Below are 19,811 nucleotides of genomic sequence, written 5' to 3' on the forward strand. Positions count from 1 at the left end.
CCACAAGCTCACATCACAGGTATCACTTGCTGGTGATCGCCCCATCCACCAACGTTTGCGCCTCGGCCACCAGTTGCTTGAGGTGCGCATCGCCAATGAAGCTTTCGGCGTAGATCTTGTAGATATCCTCGGTGCCGGACGGACGCGCCGCGAACCAGCCGTTTTCGGTCATGACCTTCAGGCCACCGATGGCCTGGTCATTACCCGGTGCATGGCTGAGGATGCTCTGGATCTTCTCCCCCGCCAGTTCGGTAGAGGTCACCTGATCTGGCGACAGCTTGCTCAGCAGTGCCTTCTGTTGCGGGTTGGCCTTGGCATCGACGCGTACCGAGAACGGTTCACCCAGTTCGTCGGTCAAGGCGCGGTAGGCCTGGCTCGGGTCGCGACCGGTGCGCGCCGTCATTTCAGCCGCCAACAACGCCGGAATCAGGCCGTCCTTGTCGGTGCTCCAGACGCCGCCGTCCTTGCGCAAGAACGAAGCACCGGCGCTTTCTTCACCGCCAAAGCCCAGGGAACCATCGAACAGGCCGTCGGCAAACCACTTGAAGCCTACCGGCACTTCATAGAGACGGCGCCCCAGGCGCTTGGCGACGCGATCGATCAGGCCGCTGCTGACCACCGTCTTGCCCACGCCGGCATCGGCACGCCATTGCGGGCGATTCTGGAACAGGTAGTCGATGGACACCGCCAGGTAATTGTTCGGCGCCAACAGGCCGCCGGACGGCGTCACGATGCCATGGCGGTCATGGTCCGGGTCGCAGGCGAAGGCCACGTCGAAACGCTCCTTCAGGCCAATCAACCCTTGCATGGCGTGGCTGGAGGATGGGTCCATGCGGATCTGCCCATCCCAGTCGACGGTCATGAAGCGGAAGGTGGAATCCACGTGGGTGTTCACCACGTCCAGGTCCAGGCGGTAATGCTCGGCAATGGCCGGCCAGTAGCGCACGCCTGCGCCGCCCAGCGGATCGACGCCCAGGTGCAACCCGGCGGTGCGGATGGCATCGAAATCGATGACATTGACCAGGTCCGCCACGTAAGTGTTGACATAGTCGTGACGGTGGGTGGTATCGGCTTTCAGGGCCTGCTCGTAGCTGACTCGCTTGACGCCGACGAGCTGGTTGGCCAGCAGTTCATTGGCCTTGGCTTCGATCCACTTGGTGATGTGGGTATCGGCCGGACCGCCGTTGGTGGGGTTGTACTTGTAGCCGCCACTTTGCGGTGGGTTGTGGGACGGCGTGATGACGATACCGTCCGCCAGGCCCGAGGTGCGGCCACGGTTGTAGCAGAGAATGGCGTGGGAAACCGCCGGCGTCGGGGTGTATTCATCCCCCTCGGCGATCATGACGGTCACACCGTTGGCCGCGAAGACTTCCAGCGCGCTGGCGCCCGCCGGGGTCGACAGCGCATGGGTATCGATACCGACGAACAACGGCCCGTTGATGCCCTGGGCTTCGCGGTACAGGCAGATCGCCTGGCTGATTGCCAACACGTGCCACTCGTTAAAGCCCAGGTCGAAGGAGCTGCCACGGTGGCCGGAGGTGCCAAAAGCCACGCGCTGGGTCGCAACCGAGGCATCGGGTCGGCCGGTGTAGTAGGCCGTCACCAGTCGCGGGATATCGATCAACAACTCTGCCGGTGCCGGCTTGCCCGCAAATGGACTGACTGTCATGCAAAACCTCTGAGTGGAGTGGCTCGGGAAATGGGGTGCAGTTTACTGACAGTTCGACCATGGCGCGACGGGTTCGATCCATCGCCGCCAATTACGCTTGTTCGAGCCTCAGGGCGTCAGCCAGCGCGCAGAGTGCGGCATCCAGGTCCTGGGGCCCATTGAGCGCATGGGTCAGGCGCATATGTTGCCCATACAGGCCATGAAGGCTGAACAACTCCCCCGGTGCGATGACGATTCGCTGGGCCAGCAGCCGATGGAAAACCCGCCGTAAATCAACCCGTCGCGTCGAGCGCATCCAGATCGTCGCGCCACCTTGGGGTTCCGTCCATTGCAGGCTATCGCCCAGCCGCTCGCGCAGCAATTGTGCGGTCGAAACCGCGCTTTCGCGCAGCAGGCGCCGCAACACCAGCAAATGCTGGTCAATCCGACCGTTGCTGTACAGCCGGGCGATGGCTTTCTGGCGAATCGGCGACAGACGAAACGCCCGCAGCAGGAAATGTCGTTGCAGGTGCAGGGTCATCTGGCGCGACAACACGTAGCCATATGGCGCCTCTGGGCCGATGGTCTTCTCGAACGTGGAATAGACGATCAACCGGTCCGGGTCGAGCAAGTCCCGAAAAGGTGTCGTCCCGGCCTCGAACGCCAGGTCGGTATGACTGTCGTTCTCCAGCACCCACGTGCCATGCCGTTCCAGCAATTGGGCGATGGCACGACGGTTCTCTTCAGGAACCAGCGAACCCGTTGGCATGTTCAGGACTGAGGACAGCACCACCAGGCGTACCGCTTCGCTCTCCAGCAACTGCTCCAACTGCTCGATGTCGATCCCCTCGCCGGCCAGAGGCAGCTCAATGACCTTGATGTCGGCTGCCTGCAGCAGGCGCAACACCGCCCAGTCGCAGGGCGACTCGATCAGTACTGTGGCGCCCCTGAGTGCAAGCACGGCGATCAGGATCTCCAGCACGCCCTGCAGATCGGCACCGATGTAGACGTCATCGGCATTCCAGCAACGGGCCGGCGAAGAGGTGTAGCGGGCCGCCAGCGCCGTGCGCAGTTCCAGCTCGCCCCAGGGTTGCGAGGGCGTCTGCGAGGAACGTGGGTACTGGCGCAGCAGCTCGCGCTCGAGCAACAGCATCGGGCTGTCCAACGGCTGCATCGACGCCGGTTCGTCCGCGCTGAGCACCAGCATGCCGGGCCGCCGGGCATTGACGTACAGGCTCTCGAGCAAATCGTCCCCGCCCTCCAGGGTCGTCATGCTGGGCGCCGGCAGCGCGTAATAGCCGGACTTGGCGATCGAGTAGACCCGCCCCTCCTTCTCCAGCAACGAATAAGCGTACTGGATGGTCGATATCGACACATTCAGACGCTCGGCCAATTGCCGCAGCGAAGGCAGGCGCACCCGGGCATCCACCTCCAGTTCGTTGATCAACGTGGTCAGGTAGCGATAAACCGCCTGGTAGGCGAAGTCTGTCTCCCGGCAACCTTTCATGGAATCACACCAGGCGAAAAGGTTGCAGTCGGCCAGGCCGCAACGCCGGGCATCACGACCAGGGACGAGGTAGACGAATCCATCAAACCTCGTTCCTCAGTGCCTTGCCGAGCGTTCGTGCGACTCGTCGGCGGCCTGCCCGGCTCCTTCGGTGTCAACGTCGTCGAGGGTCTGCTGCAGATCAGCTTCCGGAACCGCTTCCGGTTGTTCCGGTACCGTGACGCTCGCCCGGTACAGCTTGCCAAGGATATCGATGGGCAGGCCACTGACGTCGATCATCCATTGCGCGATCTGATCGGCGACCGCCGCGCCCTGCATGGCCTTGTGCAGATCCGGCATCGCCACCAGCATGCCGGGGTGGCAACAGCGCAGGAAGTGTTCCAGGCCCGCGCCCTGCCCCACGAATGGCGCGAACAGCATGCACACCAGTTGCGTTTCGCTGAGCCCCAGGACCTTTTGCGCTTCGAGGGCGGCGTAGGCGCGGCGCTCGGGAATCGCCGAAGGCGAGCCGAACAACGCCCGAGCCTGCTCGCAGGCGTGTTCTGGCAGTTGCTTGCGATGCATGATCATGATCGCCCGCTGTACGTAGTCGCTGTATCCCGTTTCGTAGCTGCGCCCTTGCACGTAGCAGGCCTGCAGGCCATGCAAATGGGCCGACAGCAATGGGCTGAGGTATTCGTTTTCAATCGCCGAGGGCATGAGGCCGTCGGTCTGCACCCGCAGGAATTCGTTGAAAAGCGGCCAGTTGGTGCCCTCGAGGCGGTCGACGATCAGGTCGTCGATGCCGATGTGGCTCATCCGCCGGCAGGCCTCGAAATGCCCCTCGGGCTTCCAGGCGCCGAGGCGCTCGGGACCGTAGAAATGCTCGTAGAGGTCGCTGCTCAAGGTATCGAGGTGCGCGAAGAGGCTGTCGAAACAACCGATATTGTCGGTCGGCAGACCGATTTTTCGGGCCGCGCGACGCAGGCCTGAAATGAACTGTTTTTGCTGGCGCGGCGTATCGCTGCTGACCATCGAATCCACGCCAGACTCCCAGCGGGCCATGTGCCGATAGAATTCGGCCATCGCCAGGTAACCGTCGTTCCCGATTTCCAGGGGACTGTCGACCGAGCGAAGGTGCCCCAAGGCCAGCAGGTCCATGCGATTGGCCTCGTGCCCCGCCACCGACAAGGGCTGGCGGTGATTGAACGGCAACACCTCGCGGTTATCGGCCATCAGCAATTCGACCCGGGGATCGTCGTAGACAAACAGTGCGCTGTAGCAGCGGTGGATGTTCTCCAGCATCGCCTGGGTGGTCTCGCTCAAGCGCGGCGTGGCGACGCGCAAGGCGAAGGTCACCGGATGCCGGCCGGCGATGCTCAACTGGGCGGCCCGCAAGGCGGTCAGTACATAAAAGCTCTCCCGGCTCCCGTTCTGGACCGTCAACACACGATAATCGCCAATCCGATCGATGCCTCCGGCGGCGACAATCAAGCGCTGGATCAAAAGCTGCAACGCGGTCCGTTCGGCCCGGGAATAAAAACCCAACAATCGTTGCAGTATCTGTTGATATACGTGAGTCATTGCCTGCTCATGAATTGCACTCATAGCCATTTACCTGAAATTCAACTATCGGCGCCGCACCCGCACCAACGTGACCGCGCGACGTGTTGGTCTGAATGAATCGTTCTAGTACTCAAAGAGTATTAGCAATACGCCCAAGCGTTGCTTGTCGTCATTATTTGATACATACGCGAAAAGTCATCCCGTGCTCCTGGGTGCCGTCGCTGCAACCCTTGAAAATACGGGGCCTTGCCGGGCTGGCGGCACGTCCTAGGAGAATTCCGACAACGTCCCACAGACAATGAGTACGAGAAATAAGGAACTTACCGAACTTTATTTGACCTTGTACCTCACCCTGTTTTCTCCGGGATCGATAGATAGCCCCGTGCCAATTAACGTTCGCTGTACCTTGAATGCGCCTTGAAGGATGAAAGCCTTCGAAAAAGTTACACCGCACCACGACTTCTTCCTTGATATGGAAATCAGCGTTCAATTATCAGGACTTAAATAATGATTAGAAGATACAGATTGAGGGCAAAAACCAGTTCAGATTGTTAACCGGTAAACCGTTTCTGCTTCAAGAGAACCGGGACAGGTTGCTTGGGGGGCCTTACGAGGCACGAACGCACCGCCGTCAGGCGCCAGTGCGTGGGAAAGGAGGGATAGGGATCGAACCGGAGGCAGCGCAAGAGCCCGGCGATGACTCTTGCGCAAGACAGCTATCAGGCGGGGTCGACGACCTGAAGGGCAACGCGCTCACGGCAAGGGCATTCACCCATGTACCGGTGCGCTTCGACAAACTCGGAGAACGGGAAGACCCGAGTCTTGAGTGGCAACAGCACGCGATCGGCGGTCAGTTGGTTGATATCACGCAATGCTCGCTGCAGCGCCACGTGGTCCTGGAGGATGCCCAGTTCCGGTTTGCCGGTAAAGTTGCCGATGCAGTGCACGAAGAACTGAATGTTCTTCTGGAACGCCGCGCAGGCCGGGAACGGCGTCTGGTTGCCGCCCTGCAAGCCATACAACACCAGGCTGCCACGGGGTGCCAGCACATCGCCCAATAGCGACATCTGCGGCCCGCCAAGGCCGTCGAATACCACGTCGACGCCACGGCTGTCGGTGAGCTTGTTGATTTGCATCAGCAAGTCCTGCTCTTCGGTGACGATGACTTTCTCGGCGCCCAGCGACAGCAGGTATTCACGCTCGTCAGCTGTCTTGGTGGCCGCAATCACCCGCACTCCCAAGGCCTTGCCCAACTGGACAAAGGACGGGCCGGCACAATGACTGGCATCGGTGACCAGGGCGAATTGCCCCGGTTTGACCCGCGCCAGGTCCATGTAGGCGAAATAGGCGATCAGCAGCGGCGTGTAATGCACGGCGGCTTCGATCGGGCTGAGCACGTCGGGATAACGGGTCAGCGCGGTGCGGGGCAGCACGATGACTTCACCGTACACCGGATAATCGTTCGGGCTTTCGGCCGGAAAACTGGCAACCTTGTCGCCCACGGCCAAGTCATCGATGCCGTCGCCGACGGCCGTGACCACCCCGGCCATTTCATGGCCCAGGCCCGAAGGCAGGCGCGCCTGGGAGGACGCCAGGTTCTGGCGCCACAAGGTGTCGTACCAACTGATGCCGATCGCTTCGACGCGGACCTGCACTTCTCCTGGCGCAGGAAGAGCCGCCGCATGCTCTTCGCATTTGAGCACCTCGGCACCACCAAACTTGTGAAAACGGATCGTGCGGGACATCGCAAACCTCGTCAAAGTAACCTCTAATGCCACGAACTCTATCCGGGCTTTGTGGCCAAGACCATCAGTGGCTATTAATAGTCGACATGCCTGTCATTGATTCCGCAGCAAGAAAAACCAACCACTCCTGTAGGACTTAACCTGAGAAAACTCAATTAGCCGGTGCAGAGTACCAGCCTTTCCCCGTAAGATTCATGCCGGCCATTGTTCCCATATGGCCGTTCACGTCAAGCTTACCGAATCTGCCAGGACCCCAGATGAATCGTAATGACCTGCGGCGTGTCGATCTGAACCTGTTGATCGTATTCGAAACATTGATGCATGAACGCAGCGTGACTCGCGCGGCCGAGAAGCTGTTTCTTGGCCAGCCAGCCATCAGCGCCGCACTGTCGCGCCTGCGCAGCCTGTTCGATGACCCACTGTTCGTGCGCACCGGCCGCAGCATGGAACCATCGGCCCGGGCGGTCGAGATCTTCGCCCTGCTCTCTCCAGCCCTGGATTCGATTTCCACGGCAGTCAGCCGCGCCGCGGAATTCGACCCGGCCACCAGCACCTCGGTGTTTCGCATCGGCCTGTCGGACGACGCCGAATTCGCCCTGCTGCCCATGCTGCTCAAACGCCTGCGGGCCGAAGCGCCGGGCATTGTGCTGGTGGTGCGCCGGGTCAACTACATCCTGATGCCGGGCCTGCTGGCGTCCGGTGAAATCTCCATCGGCGTCAGCTACACCGACGACCTCCCGGCCAACGCCAAGCGCAAGGTCCTGCGGCGCAGCCTGCCCAAAGTGTTGCGGGCTGACACCGCGCCGGGACGGCTGACCCTGGACGAGTTCTGCGCCCGCCCCCACGCCCTGGTCTCCTTCGCCGGTGACCTGAGCGGTTTCATCGATGAAGAGCTGGCGAAGCTCGACCGCAAGCGCCATGTGGTGTTGGCCGTGCCGCAGTTCAATGGCTTGAGCACCCTGCTGTCGGGCACCGACATCATCGCCACCGTGCCCGACTACACCGCCGACGCGCTGACCGCCGCCGGTGGCGTACGCGCCGAAGACCCGCCCATACCGGTGCGCAGCTTCGAACTGCACATGGCTTGGCGGGGTTCTCAGGACAATGATCCGGGTGAACGCTGGTTGCGTTCGCGGATTCAGATGTTCTTCGGGGACCCCGATAGCTTGTAATGGAGTTCCAGTAAATTCCATAAACCTGTTTTATAACAATCAGTTATTGTTAATTTCGGTCCACTATTGCCCGCGGCGCGCGCCGCGATGTGGCTGACTATCCGGAAACCTGCGGTTTACTTGCCCAGAATGTTCTTCAACGCAGCGGTATGGCCGGCCGGGTCGTTTTCGCTGGACATCACTTCGATGATGGTGATCTTCTGATCGTTCATCGTCATCAACGAGGCCATCAGTAGTTTCAGGCCGTTGAAATCGTCGGTGCCGTCCAGGCGGTACATCTTCAAGCCGTTCACCTGAATGGTCTTCTCGCCAGTCATGCGAAAGTTGGGTGACGCGGTTTGCTGCTTTTCCTTCAAGGTATCCACGGCAAGGCGAAACGCAGCGTCCGGGGTGGTGCCCGCAGTCGGCGCCGGTCCTTCGGTAACGATGATGGCCTGCTCGCTTTTCGGATCGAAGTACATCGTGCCGCCGTTCTCGCTGTTCAAGGTACGGGCCTCGACGCCTTTCAACATGAACTTCAGCTTGCCGCCTGCCAGGGACACCGATTGGGTGTCCGATTCCGCCGTAGCAGTTTTTTCAGGCGAGGCAGCAACTGCCATGGTAGCCCCGCCGCTCAAGGCAGCAAGCACGCACAAGGAACGGGTCCAGCCCAACAGCAAATGCTTCGACATTGATAGCGCCTTTATTTTCAGGCCATCGAATACCGACGGCCTGTCGTGCGAACAGCCTAGCTTACTTGCCTGCTCACTTGCCCAGATGTTGTTCACACCCGCAGCATATTTGCGGTCATGGGATTGATACCCTTCGCGAGGAGCGCCCGGGCTTCATCACGCAAGGTGCGTGCTTCACGCAGACCAATCTCAGGATAGGTGCCCAAGGAGATGCGCTTCTGCTTGCCGAGCCGGTAGTAGCGCAGATGGGGTACATGCGTTTGCTACTGAAAACCTAGGACAAGGTTGGATTCTGGCAGCGGGCATCGAGGGAGGTGATTTATGCGTTCTTCATCGGGTCACTGCCACTCCTGGCCACCACCTCACCAGAAGAGGAGAGCGTTTTGGTGATTTACATTTGCGCCACTTGAGATCCGTCAGTTCGTGTGGCCAACGCCTCACGGCAAGCGCATCATTATCGCACCTAACGCAATCGGTAAATCATTGTTGGGTGCAAATTAGAAAGAACCCAGGGGGGCACTTGGCCTTGACGCTGCCCCCTACGACAAAGAAGTAAGACTCACATAGAAGGTTCAGGCCATGGAAGTAGTCCTGCTCGCCCACATCACATTTAACCGAATAGGCTCGGCCAGTGGCGGAGGCTTTCAACGCCAACGCCAGGTCAAGTTTTCCGCTGAGCTACCAGACACCGACCAATTGCCAAAGGGCAGTTCTTCGAGCTTCAGGCTGTAGAAGACAGAGATGTCACACCATATGTCTCATCTCGGCGGGCTAAGTAGTTCGCATATCGACTCATCGAACCACCAGGGATTTGCAGACTGAGTCGCCATCGCCCGCAAAAATGACATTAACGCAGCGCATGCCCACGCTAAAAGGAATAACGCACAGCATTGATCCACCGGCTTTGTTCATCAAAATAACCGAAGCTGCGCTGACTTCCCTCGAATATGTCCACACCCGTACGTAGCTGCCAGTGAGCATCAACGTCGTACCGCATTTCCAAAGAAGCATATTGCGCATCCAGGCGCAGGTCCTGCGCAACGTAAGCGGTGAGGTAAAGCCGGCCCTGCCACAGCTCGCGGCGTACCGCCAAGCTGATCATTTGCGTGCGATCCTGATCGACGGCATGCGCCACGGCATCCTTCCAGACGTTGTAGTACTGCATGCCGAAGAACCAGTCTCCACTCAAGTAATCCACGCCCAGCAGCAATTGCTTCTCACGGTTCTTCTTCAGCTCAACGATGCCGGTTTGTGCCTGGGAGTAACGATAGGCATCAGGTACGAAGGCCGCTTCCCCCTTGAATACCACCGGCCCTATCGGCATCGCGAATGAGCCGCCAAGCAGTGTGCGACGCTTCAGTGCTTCTCGATAACTCAGGCCAGCGGGTGTCAGCCGGGCGGAGTAGGTCTCTTCAGTCTGCCAGCCGTGCCAGCCATTCAGGGAGTAGTCCACCCCATGGGCGTTGCCGCTCCAACGCAAGGCGGGTGTCCAGTCGGAAGGTTTACGCCAATCCGGACCATCCGCTTCGGTTTGAGGGATATTGCCCAAATAATCGCTGACCCTGGTTTCAGCAAAACGGGCACCGCTATCGGGAAGGAGGTCCTTACGCGTCTGGGGGATCAACAGCAGTTGTAAGGATTGATCCTGGAATACCGAGCATTCACTGTTGAGCATGGCCAATGGGCGTCGTTGCTGGACATAGTCGCCGAAATAGCCTTCGCGACGGTCAAACGCATGGATCACGTCCAGGACCCTGAGCCGGTCAGCGCTGCCCCAGACGACTTGTTGTATCCCCAGCGTGGAGGTACATCGTTCGCCTTGGTATTCAGCGAAGAGTTCACGGGGCTCGACTTCGTGATAGTCGCCGTCCAGTTTATTTTCCTGCAAAGCCCTGACTTGCAACTTGTAGCGCCAGCCAGATGCATCCTGCCAGCTCCCCCCCAACAATGCGGAGTACTCGTTGAGCCCCCACTCGCCTTCGCGGTTCAACGCCTGTCGGGTTTCCAGACGACCATTGAAATCGAGTGCGTCGAGAGCGGCGCCGCAACAGACATTACTCAGTGTTGCTAATGCAAGGCCAACCTTCACTGCCGGTACGTTCATAGGCTCACCTGTGAGGCAAGCAAAGGGTCGATCTCGCGCTCTTCACCGGGCTGGATGCAATCCTGAAGACCTGCATCAATCGTTGCCCAATCGCTTGAGTAATTCGTTTTTCTGATAGGTAAACGTGTTCTTTCCCACGCGTGCAGCGCCCTCTCCAGTCGATAGTCCACCCAACGGCGACAGAATTCATCCAGCGGTTGCGACGAGAGCATCAACCAGGCAGCACATTCCCCCAACCTGAGCGTACCCGCAGATAAACGCGAGGCGGACACCTCTTCGGCGGTCCACTCCAGGATTCGTGCTCGGGTAATTTCGCCATGGGCAGTCTGGTCAAGGTAGGCGATGACCGTGCTGGGTTGTTCCAGCACGCGCTGGCCGATGAAAGCCGCCAGCGTTTCCGAAGGCCCTTCGAATAAACGCGTAATACGAGCGTCGCGCCAGAGTTGTCCAATGGGATTGTTATCGCAATAGCCGCGAGCCCCTAGCATCTGCAGCGCGCTATCACTGACCTCCCCAAGCACCTCGCTGGCCAACCACTTCGTCGCTGCCAGGACCTCGGGGGGAGCGTCAGGTAAGCCCTGATCCAGTCGTAGCGCCAGGTCATCGACCCAATTACCAATTGCAGTCGCTGCACAGAGCGCGTCATCAACCACACGTTGAGTATGCTCATGATCCCAAAGACGGTGACCGCCCAGGCTACGTCGGGTGCTATAGCGGATCATCAACTGAACACACCGCCATAACCCACCGACACAGGTAGCGGCAATTCCCAGCCGGCCGAACGCCATCGTGTCGCTGGCCACAGCCAGGCCTGCATAGGCACTTCCCAGGACTCGGTCCTGGTTGACCAGCGCAGCTTCAAAATGCAGTTGGTTCTGCACCATGCCTTTGAGGCCAAGCGTCATCGCTTCGCTACCCTGGCGCATACCTTGTTGCTCTGCATCTACACAGAGTCCCAAATAGCCGAGCTCACGCCCTTGGTCATCAATATGCCGGGCGAATACCGAAATGACGCCCGCCCATGCAGCCGAACCTGACCAGGACTTAGTCCCATCAAGCCTGAACACATTGCCTTCACGTTGCGCGCAGGCCGCCATGCCCAACGGGTTGGAGCCCGCCACCCGCTCAGTCAACGCAAACGCGGCGAGCATTCGACCATTCGCCAGTTGCGGCAGGTACCGCTCTTTGATGGCTGGCGCCGCGAAGCGTTGAATAGGACGGATACCCAGCCCGTTGTTGAGACCGATAAAAAAAGCCAAGGTCAGATCAATGGCGCCCAATTGACGCTGTACTCGCAGCAATTCGAAGTTGGACAAGCACAACCGGCCGCCATAGTCGGCGGGCACCTGCATTCCCAGTAAACCCCGGTTCCCGACTGCCAGCACCAAGTGCGGCGGCAGGCAACGGCGCTCATCCATGAGGCGAAAGTCCAGGCGTTTCGCCCAGTCCTGCAACCATGCATTCAACTCAGTCACAGCAGGCGTGTCCTGCCGTGCTTGAGGATCAAGCATCATCCATGCATTCAAAGACTAATCTCCTATCGACTCGTCAACCAGCTTGCAGCCTCATGGACCATATGCTCCAGTGATTGTGTCGGCGCGAAGCCTAATTGCCGACGAGCCTTGTCACTTCGGTAATGAACCTGCCTGCCCAGCAACGCAACGACATCGGCCGAGAGCCTAAGGGGTATTCTCGTGAGCAATACGTCCAACGGCCGCAAAAGGGCGACGATCCATCCCAATGTGCGAGGCTGCCAGCGCGGTGCTTCGACGGCCATCGCAGCGGCCATGCAGGTGAATAATTCGAGATAGCTGACGTTATGAGCATTCAGGATATATCGCTCCCCGCTCTTGCCTTTGGCCATGACGGCCAGCAGCCCCCTCACCAGATCTTGCGCGCCGATGACCGCAATGCCGCCGGGTGGGATAAACGGCAGGCGTCGAAGCTGCAGATCAAGCATGACCTTCCCCCATCCATGCAGCACATCGCAGTTGGAGGCGATGACCGCAGAGGGACACGCAATGACAATATCCATGCCCGACGCACAGAAGCCACGGACCTGATCTTCTGCATCACGCTTGCTGTGCATATAGGCCAGCCGAAATGCATCGCCGTTATAGATCATTGACTCGTCCGCTTCCTCGGCCGGATAGCCAACGGCAGCAATGGACGATACGTGCAAGATGCGCTCGACCCTCGCGTCGCGAGCGGCCCGCAGCAAATTCACCGTTCCCTGCACGTTGACCGCAAACATACGCTTGCGCTCGCACTCGTAAGGCAGCGCCAAACCGGCGGCATGGTAGATCTGTGTGACGCCTTCAAGCGCGGACCCGAGGCTGGCGGGATCCAGAAGATCGCCTTCGCGCCAGACCAAACCTTCGCGCAGGCTCTGCAACGCTGCGGCTGGATCGTTCGGCAAGACCAGCACTGCCACGTTCTCACCCTGTTCCAGCAGCTCCCGCACGATATGACTGCCCAGGCATCCACTGGCGCCGGTGACCAGAATCATTGAGCGCCCTGCGCAGCCAGAGCCAAGGAAACATTAAGGCCACCAAACGCGAAGGAGTTTTTCAGCCACGCTTTCACATTGGCCTCGCGCGCGCCCCCAGTCACATAGTCCAAGTCGCACTCGGCATCCTGCCCCAGATAATTGAGGGTTCCGGGAATCTGATTGTGTATCGAGCTCATAAGCCCCCCAATCAACTCGACCACGCCCGCAGCGCCCATCAGGTGACCTATCGAGGACTTGACGGATGACACGCCCAGCGAAGACGCATGAGCGCCGAATACTTGTTTGATCGCCGCCGTTTCGCACCGGTCATTGAGTAAAGTGCCGGTGCCATGGGCGTTGATGTAACTGAATGCCTCGACGGGCAAGCAGCTGTCGGCAATGGCCTGGCGCATGGCCTGAGCAGGGCCTTCCACGGATGGCTTGAGTAGGTCGCCAGCGTCACTGTTGACCCCATACCCCAATACGTGAGCCAGTATCGGTGCGCCGCGCGCTCGGGCATGCGCCAGGGTCTCCAGAACCAATACACCGCCCCCCTCGCCCAGCACCATGCCACGCCGGCCAACGGAAAATGGCCGGCAGGTATCGGGGGCCATGGCTCGCAACGCCTCCCACGCTTTCCAGACCAGTGCGTTAAGACATGCGTCAGTACCACCTGCCATCACCAGGTCTGCATCACCGCATCGCAACAACCGATAAGCCTCGCCAATCGCCTGTGTGGAAGAGGCACACGCGGTGCTGACGGTGAGCGCCGGGCCCTTGAAACCGTATTTTAGGCTTATGTGACTGGCTGCGGCATTCGCCATGACCCGGGGCACCGTCCACGGCGCGAGTGTAGCGCTGCCGGCCTGATAGAGATCCAGATAGGCGCTGTGCAACGACTCGCTGCCACCCACGGCGGTGCCCATGTAGACCGCGCACCTGTAGGGGTCAACCGTTGCCGGGTTCAGACCGGCCATGGCCAGCGCCTCTGCCGCTGACAGCAGTGCAAACTGACTCGCGCGGTCTAACAGTAACAACTCATTGGCCGTGAACAGGCCATCAAGTGCATCCCCCGGCAACGCCCCCGCGTTACATGTGCCGCCGACAACGTCGATCAAACGAGGCACTGGTGCGATCGCACATTGTCCTGTGGCCAACCCCTCCCAAAGAAGCGCTCGACCCACACCAAACGGTGACACACACCCCGCTCCGGTGATGACAACTGTGTTCATGAAACCGCTCACTTGAAGGCCAGCCGTTCAGCAAGTATTTCCACCAGGCGAGACACGGAGCTGATATCGGTATGGCTGTACGCTGATAAATTGACAGCGAATCGCTTTTCAATTGCGTAGGTGAGCTTCAGTACGTCCAGCGAGTCGAGCCCCAGCTCTTCGATGCTCAGTTGCGTATCCAGCTCAGTGATATCCAGTTCCAGCGTGCTGGCGAGCAGCTCCAGCACCAGGGTTTGCAGCGATTCAGTCGACATACGGGGACTCTCGGGATCAGTGTTCAGTGCGCAAGGCACGTTGAGTGAATTCAGCATCCGAGATGCCAGGGTTGATGCTCACTTTCTCGACAATCATCCGCGTGCTCTTATTGGCTGCCAGATTGTGCATGGTCTGGGCCGTAGGCCTGCTGAATCCGTCAACGACTTGCAAGCCGTCGCTTTTAAGCTGTTTGACCAGCACCCCCTGGCGGTCAAAGTAATCCACCTGCACCGGGTAACGGCTCTTCTCTTCCAGGTAATAGACCTTGCGTGAATAGCCGGAAATATCTGCCTCTTCGCTACGCGCCTTCGCTTCAATCTGCCGGCATGCCGGCCAACTGAGGCAGGGCTGGGAGGTCGCGAGGCTAGTGAACGTGTAGTTCAGCAGCTTGTAGTCCTCAAAGTCTTCATAGGTGAAGTCTGTACCCATGAACCAGTTCTGCTTTTGAGAACCGGCCAGTCGTCTCAAGCTTTTGGTCGAAGGGGTATAAGACCAGATGTCGTTCGCGGCTTTTCCACTGTCCTCGATTAACAGCGCAACATTCTTGACGGCCGCGGGCGCGGTGAACCGTACCAGGGTGCCCATGCGGTCGCTCATACGCTTGTCCAAGCGACTCAGTTGGCGTGTAAAGGTCAGCCGCTCGCCCTCAAACAGCTCCATGCGATAGTCGACTTTTTCGTCCTGTGCCTTCATGCGGCGATCAGAATCCTGCATGACCGCCAGCGCATCGTCGGCGAAGGCTGGCCATGTGCAAAGCATTAAAAGAGGCAAGGCTGTTAGCAGTTTGCTGTTCATCCAAAATTCCTGAGTTTGAGCGTGTCTACCGCGGGAATACGCAATACATGACGAATGGCAGGCATTGCTGCGAATGGAATAATCACCAAGGCGGGCAGGATGACTCTCCAGAAATCACTGGAGGCGGGGTCGGTATTGATCTTGAACCAGACGTCCGTCAGGCGATGATTGAGGACGCCTCCGAGACCATAGCCCAGCGGGATGGACACCACGCCAGCAAGCAGCGCAACGCTGAAGGTTTCGCAAAGCATGATGAGCGACACACTTCGGTCGCTGAAACCGAGAATTCTCAACACGCCATATTCGCCGCGACGCCCCACGATGCTGAAGTTCATGCTGGTCACCGCAAACAGCAGTGCAATCGCAATACTCATCAACGCCGAGATGTGAATGATCACCCAGATATGCGAACTGATCTCCAGGATGGAGGCGACTATGTTCTGCTTGGACGTAACCCGTACCACGCCTGCCAACTCATAGATTCTCGCATCGTCCAGGCCACTGCTCCCCGCATCCACCAGGTACGCGCCGGTAAACTGCTCATCCAGTGACAGCATTTGCTGAGCGAAGCGGCGCGTCGTAATCACTTCACCCGGCAGCGCCCCGGAAAACACCCCGACGACCTTGGCTGGATAGACGTTTCCTCGCACTTTTAGATTCAAACGGTCACCTGGGTGGACGTCATGGGCGATGGCGATGCGGCGTTCAATAACCAGCGCGTCAAGATCGCCGTCCAACAACATCCGGCCTTCCATCAGGTTTACGTGACGCACGCTGTCTGCCGGCTCGATACCCAGGAGACTGGCGTTATCCAGCTGCCCTTCGCCCAGAACCTGCGCCCCGCCCTTGACGAACGTCGACCAGCGACTGCCTGACGCCAGGCCTTCGAGACGGCCGATATCTTCATCCCACCAGGGCACATCCAGATCGACCACGCGACTCCAGTTGTCGCGCTCCACGTTGCTGATCGCGGTTCGCTCCATGGACGTCAGGGAAATATAGAAGGCAATGGTGATTGCGATACTCGCCGACATTGCCAGCACCGTGACCAGGCTGATGCGCCAGCTGCGCAGCAAGTTGCGCAACGAATAACGAAACCAGAACGGTCCTCCGATATGACGCAGACAGGCGACCATGCGCAGCGCAAACGCTTGCTCCTGACCTGCGCCAACGTCACGCAGGGCGTCCATCGGCGTGATGCGAATGATCGAGCGCATCGGCAAGTACATGCCCAGGGCGACGGTGCAGCACAGCAATAATCCGGCTCGCCATAGATAAGCTGGCTTGAACATCAACTGTGGCTCGGGCATGCCGATGGCGCGTGCATAGTTCCAGCCGAATGCATACATATCAAACAGCGCCAGGCCGCAACCCAGCACCAAAGCGAGCACAATCAGCATCAGCGCAGGCAGGCTGTAAGCGCAAACGACCTGTCGACGCGTATAGCCCAGCGTGAGAAACATCGCGATCAATGGGCGTTCTTCCTTGGCCCATTGGAACATGAGGAAAAACACCACCAGGGTCGATGACAGCGCAAAAATCAGCACAACCGTCGGCAGGAAAACCTTGAAGGTATTGAGGTCCAACTCGAGGAACTTTTGGCTGAACTGCTCCTGGCGCGGCAGCACGTAATCGACGGCCAGACGCGACTGCGCTCGCGCGGTAATGCGCTGCTTGACCTCATTCATCGACGCATGCGGCGACACGCTGAACAATAAGCTGTTGCTGGCTGAAAAACCCAACTGCTGGCGCATGAGCCCCTGGTCAGCAAACAACACACACAGGGAGCCGTTGCTGGGCACGTACACACTGGGATTCAGCGGCGCGACCAGATACTCCGGGCTTTCAACGATGCCGATAACCTCCACCGGATACCTGGCAGCGCCGGCAATAAAATCAAAACGGTCACCCACGCCCTTCCCATGGAATTTCGCACAGTTACGCTCAAGGGCAATCCCTGCAACGTCCGCTGCATTCGGCAGGCGACCTTGCAAGACCTTCAGTCGATTGACCGCCGAGAAATCCGCTGCGTCGGCACTCACCATCAATCCTGCGACCGGCTGATTACCGCCCAAAGGCGCCAACCCTGGCATCAGTAAGCGGTGATGGGTCGCGGTTACGCCGGCAATGTCATCAAATGCCGGGAGGTTGATCAGATCGTCCGGCGCAAAGATGACTTCCAGATCGGCCATCGATGCGTGGGACTGAATGTCCTCCACCGTATCGAACAGACTGTCGATCGCCGAATAGGCACCCACCAGCACACCAAAGGTCGAGGCACAGATCAGTGCGATGGTCAGCAAGCGATAGCGAATGACCAGAACCGAGCGAAGCACATGCCGCATCAGCATGTTCATGGTTCGGCCCTGTGCAGGTTGCCGGAGCGCATCTCGTAGACGTCATCGGCGTGCTGCCCAAGTGCGGGGTTGTGCGTGACGATGACCACCGTGACCTGCTTCTCTTCCTGCATCTGACGCAGCAGTTCGAAAACACGCATGCCTGTCTCTTCGTCAAGACTGCCGGTGGGCTCGTCCGCGAGAATCAACTGAGGTTCCTTGATAAGCGCTCGCGCAATAGCGACCCGCTGTTGCTGGCCCCCGGAGAGTTTTGAAGGGAATTTTTCGGCGTGTTCGTGCAGACCAACTTTGCGCAAATATTCCTGCGCGCGCGCATGATCCTGCAAAGTGACTGAGCGGATCGGTTCAAGCCCAGTCAGCACGTTTTCCTTCACCGTCAACGTCGGGATCAAGTTGTGAAACTGGAAGATGAACCCTACCCGCTCTGCCCTGAAACGCGTCAATGCCTTGAAGTCCATGGCGTTCAGGCGTGCGTCTGCGACCTGGACCAGCCCCTCATCCACACGATCCAAACCGCCCAGCACGTTGAGCAGCGTGGTTTTGCCCGAGCCTGATACACCTCTGATCACCGTCATGCTGGCGCGAGGTATCGTCAGGTTGATGTCATTGAGTACTAAACTGCGCCCGTCGCCGCTTGGGTAGAATTTTTTCAGCCCCACAAGAGAAATCAAGGGATTATCCATTTCGATTACAGCTCCAGTTCAACCCGGGGTTTGGTCTAGATTGAGTCCGAAAACACCGTAGCGCTTGGTCCGACGCATTCCGACATTACGTGCAAGTACGTAGCTGGAAGGATTGCGGTCGTCGATCCACATGGTGTCAACACGTTGAAAGCGCGGTTCGGCGTAACGCACGATCTCATCGCCGATCAACCGGCCTAGACCACTTCCCTGGACGGATGGGTCGGCACCGATAAGTGCGATGACACCACCGGTGACGCCGCGCTTGTAACGATTTAGCTTGAACAGGTCGAACAGACCGAAATGCCCCTTGAGCCGACTCAAGATCTGGTTGAGGTCCGGCAAAACCAGGAAAAATGCTACGGCCCGGCCGTCCAACTCAATAAGCTTGATGCCTTCCAGATCGATAAACGTCTTCACACTATCGATCTGGAATTTGAAACTGGCCTTGGAGATCGGCGCGACCTCATAGTTCTCGGCAAATGCACTGTTGAACAAACAGCGGATCTCCTCCAGATTCGAACGCAAGTCAGCCCGCGTAGCACTGCGCACACTGAACTGGCTACCTGGCAATACTTTTTCACTGCGGCTGGCCTTGCGTCGCGCACGGTACTGCTCCACGTCAACCCCATACGTGCTGAAGGTGAAAGCCAGATCGAAACCCGCCTGCTTGAGAGCGTCGGCGTACCAAAGCGGGTTATAGGTTTGCAGCAACGTGGGAGGCCGGCCGTCGATGTTCTCGAGTAACAACGCAGCATCCTGTGTCGAGGTATAACTGTAAGGCCCCAGTAACCTGGATTTGCCACGTGCTCTCGCCCATTTACCTACCGCATCGAATAATGCCCGCGTGACGGCGGGGTCTGGCGCGACTTCAAAAAAACCGAAAAAAACGTGCTCATGACCAAAGCGCAGGTTGTATGCCGCGTGAATACATACGCTGACTCGACCCTGGGCCTGACCTTGATCATCCAGCGCCAGAAAATGCTCAATCTGCGCTTCGCGAAAGAAGGGGTTATGTCGTGGTGACAATATCCGTTTCATGTCGCTGCGTAAGGGCGCAACCCAGTGCTGGTCGTCGGCGTACAGACGAAAAGGCAGGTCGATAAACTGCCTTAACCGCTTTGCCGTATCCACTGCTTCGACAGTAATCATGAGAGGTCCAAAAGCTGTTGCATGTTGCGGTGACGTGCTTCAAATATCCGGTCCATATAGGCGTCGACAAACAACCACTCAAACAGCGCACCGCCTATTGCGTGATAAGTCACTCGATCCGTATACAGCGTCCCCCCGGCAGCGGATTCAACGCGATGCTCATGCCGGAACGCACTCAGGGGCCCCTTGATCATTTCATCAATGAAATACTCGTTGTCTTTGACTTCGCGGATGCCAACGGTCCAATTGGCAGGGATAAACCCGAACATCCAATGCCGGAAACGGAATTGACGCCCTTGCTCGATCCGCAGGTCAGCAATATCTATGTTTCCAAGTGGGGTAACGCGCTCCGGGAAGATCTTCGGGAAGTTCACACCTTCCATGCAGAAGTCGAATACCTCGGCACAGCTACGCCCCTTGATGAGGGTGGTTTTTTCCAATACGGGCATACTCGGAT

Annotated in this window: 16 protein-coding genes and 1 pseudogene; 1 reads left to right on the forward strand and 16 read right to left on the reverse strand. The window is 58.7% G+C overall.

The features are described from left to right. Nucleotides 1-22 precede the first annotated feature (22 nt). From pgm to BLQ55_RS09550, 4 genes are all read right to left on the reverse strand, one after another. Entirely contained in the window at nucleotides 23-1,669 is a 1,647-nt protein-coding gene (gene pgm, locus BLQ55_RS09535; RefSeq protein ID WP_092199899.1) for a phosphoglucomutase (alpha-D-glucose-1,6-bisphosphate-dependent), read from the reverse strand. 91 nt (nucleotides 1,670-1,760) lie between these two features. Further along, complete coding sequence (locus BLQ55_RS09540) at nucleotides 1,761-3,155, reverse strand: aminotransferase-like domain-containing protein (RefSeq protein WP_092199902.1); 1,395 nt, start codon at nucleotides 3,153-3,155, stop codon at nucleotides 1,761-1,763. 96 nt (nucleotides 3,156-3,251) lie between these two features. Then, entirely contained in the window at nucleotides 3,252-4,742 is a 1,491-nt protein-coding gene (locus BLQ55_RS09545) for a hypothetical protein (protein WP_092253582.1), read from the reverse strand. A 677-nt stretch (nucleotides 4,743-5,419) separates the two neighbouring features. Then, entirely contained in the window at nucleotides 5,420-6,445 is a 1,026-nt protein-coding gene (locus tag BLQ55_RS09550) for a zinc-dependent alcohol dehydrogenase family protein (RefSeq protein ID WP_092199908.1), read from the reverse strand. 257 nt (nucleotides 6,446-6,702) lie between these two features. On the opposite strand from BLQ55_RS09550, the gene BLQ55_RS09555 reads away from it, so the two are divergent. Continuing rightward, nucleotides 6,703-7,617 carry a LysR family transcriptional regulator gene (locus BLQ55_RS09555; protein WP_069970812.1) on the forward strand — a complete coding sequence of 305 codons (915 nt, stop codon included), beginning with the start codon at nucleotides 6,703-6,705 and terminating at the stop codon, nucleotides 7,615-7,617. 116 nt (nucleotides 7,618-7,733) lie between these two features. Here BLQ55_RS09555 and BLQ55_RS09560 read toward each other — a convergent pair whose 3' ends face one another. The 12 genes and pseudogenes from BLQ55_RS09560 to BLQ55_RS09615 all read right to left on the reverse strand — a co-directional run bounded on the left by BLQ55_RS09560 (nucleotide 7,734) and on the right by BLQ55_RS09615 (nucleotide 19,803). Continuing rightward, nucleotides 7,734-8,288: a DcrB/PsbP domain-containing protein gene (locus tag BLQ55_RS09560; RefSeq protein ID WP_092253641.1), complete on the reverse strand. Its 555-nt coding sequence runs from the start codon at nucleotides 8,286-8,288 to the stop codon at nucleotides 7,734-7,736. 113 nt (nucleotides 8,289-8,401) lie between these two features. Beyond that, nucleotides 8,402-8,536, reverse strand: a pseudogene (locus BLQ55_RS09565) (Arm DNA-binding domain-containing protein); the annotation flags it as partial. A gap of 620 nt (nucleotides 8,537-9,156) precedes the next feature. Next, complete coding sequence (locus BLQ55_RS09570; protein WP_143011712.1) at nucleotides 9,157-10,392, reverse strand: hypothetical protein; 1,236 nt, start codon at nucleotides 10,390-10,392, stop codon at nucleotides 9,157-9,159. Then, a complete protein-coding gene (locus tag BLQ55_RS09575) occupies nucleotides 10,389-11,918 on the reverse strand; it encodes an acyl-CoA dehydrogenase family protein (protein ID WP_143011713.1) in 1,530 nt (509 codons plus the stop codon). Before BLQ55_RS09575 ends, BLQ55_RS09570 begins: the two co-directional genes overlap by 4 nt. Nucleotides 11,919-11,929: 11 nt before the next feature. Beyond that, nucleotides 11,930-12,901, reverse strand: coding sequence for an SDR family NAD(P)-dependent oxidoreductase (locus tag BLQ55_RS09580; protein WP_092253586.1), 972 nt, complete (start codon nucleotides 12,899-12,901; stop codon nucleotides 11,930-11,932). Then, on the reverse strand, nucleotides 12,898-14,115 hold the full coding sequence (locus BLQ55_RS09585) for a beta-ketoacyl-[acyl-carrier-protein] synthase family protein (protein ID WP_092253588.1): 1,218 nt from the start codon (nucleotides 14,113-14,115) through the stop codon (nucleotides 12,898-12,900). Before BLQ55_RS09585 ends, BLQ55_RS09580 begins: the two co-directional genes overlap by 4 nt. Nucleotides 14,116-14,123: 8 nt before the next feature. Next, nucleotides 14,124-14,369, reverse strand: a complete 246-nt coding sequence (locus BLQ55_RS09590) for an acyl carrier protein (protein WP_176814198.1) — start codon at nucleotides 14,367-14,369, stop codon at nucleotides 14,124-14,126. A gap of 16 nt (nucleotides 14,370-14,385) precedes the next feature. Beyond that, on the reverse strand, nucleotides 14,386-15,165 hold the full coding sequence (locus BLQ55_RS09595) for an outer membrane lipoprotein-sorting protein (RefSeq protein ID WP_060742440.1): 780 nt from the start codon (nucleotides 15,163-15,165) through the stop codon (nucleotides 14,386-14,388). Further along, nucleotides 15,162-17,522 carry an ABC transporter permease gene (locus BLQ55_RS09600; protein ID WP_081015435.1) on the reverse strand — a complete coding sequence of 787 codons (2,361 nt, stop codon included), beginning with the start codon at nucleotides 17,520-17,522 and terminating at the stop codon, nucleotides 15,162-15,164. The genes BLQ55_RS09595 and BLQ55_RS09600 overlap by 4 nt, the downstream gene beginning before the upstream one ends. Then, nucleotides 17,519-18,205 (reverse strand): ABC transporter ATP-binding protein, encoded by a 687-nt coding sequence (locus BLQ55_RS09605; RefSeq protein ID WP_060742442.1) that lies wholly within the window; start codon nucleotides 18,203-18,205, stop codon nucleotides 17,519-17,521. The genes BLQ55_RS09600 and BLQ55_RS09605 overlap by 4 nt, the downstream gene beginning before the upstream one ends. 18 nt (nucleotides 18,206-18,223) lie before the next feature. Then, a complete protein-coding gene (locus BLQ55_RS09610; protein WP_060742443.1) occupies nucleotides 18,224-19,354 on the reverse strand; it encodes a hypothetical protein in 1,131 nt (376 codons plus the stop codon). Further along, nucleotides 19,351-19,803 carry an SRPBCC family protein gene (locus BLQ55_RS09615; protein WP_060742444.1) on the reverse strand — a complete coding sequence of 151 codons (453 nt, stop codon included), beginning with the start codon at nucleotides 19,801-19,803 and terminating at the stop codon, nucleotides 19,351-19,353. Before BLQ55_RS09615 ends, BLQ55_RS09610 begins: the two co-directional genes overlap by 4 nt. Between the last annotated feature and the right edge of the window lie 8 nt (nucleotides 19,804-19,811).

The sequence above is a fragment of the Pseudomonas sp. NFACC13-1 genome, assembly GCF_900104425.1.
In the GTDB taxonomy this organism is placed as follows: domain Bacteria; phylum Pseudomonadota; class Gammaproteobacteria; order Pseudomonadales; family Pseudomonadaceae; genus Aquipseudomonas; species Aquipseudomonas fluorescens_AA.

Excerpts from the sequence above, each read along its gene's own strand:
- pgm (WP_092199899.1), bottom strand. The coding sequence starts at position 1,669 with ATGACAGTCAGTCCATTTGCGGGCAAGCCGGCACCGGCAGAGTTGTTG.
- BLQ55_RS09540 (WP_092199902.1), bottom strand. The coding sequence starts at position 3,155 with ATGAAAGGTTGCCGGGAGACAGACTTCGCCTACCAGGCGGTTTATCGC.
- BLQ55_RS09545 (WP_092253582.1), bottom strand. The coding sequence starts at position 4,742 with ATGAGTGCAATTCATGAGCAGGCAATGACTCACGTATATCAACAGATA.
- BLQ55_RS09550 (WP_092199908.1), bottom strand. The coding sequence starts at position 6,445 with ATGTCCCGCACGATCCGTTTTCACAAGTTTGGTGGTGCCGAGGTGCTC.
- BLQ55_RS09555 (WP_069970812.1), top strand. The coding sequence starts at position 6,703 with ATGAATCGTAATGACCTGCGGCGTGTCGATCTGAACCTGTTGATCGTA.
- BLQ55_RS09560 (WP_092253641.1), bottom strand. The coding sequence starts at position 8,288 with ATGTCGAAGCATTTGCTGTTGGGCTGGACCCGTTCCTTGTGCGTGCTT.
- BLQ55_RS09570 (WP_143011712.1), bottom strand. The coding sequence starts at position 10,392 with ATGAACGTACCGGCAGTGAAGGTTGGCCTTGCATTAGCAACACTGAGT.
- BLQ55_RS09580 (WP_092253586.1), bottom strand. The coding sequence starts at position 12,901 with ATGATTCTGGTCACCGGCGCCAGTGGATGCCTGGGCAGTCATATCGTG.
- BLQ55_RS09585 (WP_092253588.1), bottom strand. The coding sequence starts at position 14,115 with ATGAACACAGTTGTCATCACCGGAGCGGGGTGTGTGTCACCGTTTGGT.
- BLQ55_RS09590 (WP_176814198.1), bottom strand. The coding sequence starts at position 14,369 with ATGTCGACTGAATCGCTGCAAACCCTGGTGCTGGAGCTGCTCGCCAGC.
- BLQ55_RS09595 (WP_060742440.1), bottom strand. The coding sequence starts at position 15,165 with ATGAACAGCAAACTGCTAACAGCCTTGCCTCTTTTAATGCTTTGCACA.
- BLQ55_RS09600 (WP_081015435.1), bottom strand. The coding sequence starts at position 17,522 with ATGAACATGCTGATGCGGCATGTGCTTCGCTCGGTTCTGGTCATTCGC.
- BLQ55_RS09605 (WP_060742442.1), bottom strand. The coding sequence starts at position 18,205 with ATGGATAATCCCTTGATTTCTCTTGTGGGGCTGAAAAAATTCTACCCA.
- BLQ55_RS09610 (WP_060742443.1), bottom strand. The coding sequence starts at position 19,354 with ATGATTACTGTCGAAGCAGTGGATACGGCAAAGCGGTTAAGGCAGTTT.
- BLQ55_RS09615 (WP_060742444.1), bottom strand. The coding sequence starts at position 19,803 with ATGCCCGTATTGGAAAAAACCACCCTCATCAAGGGGCGTAGCTGTGCC.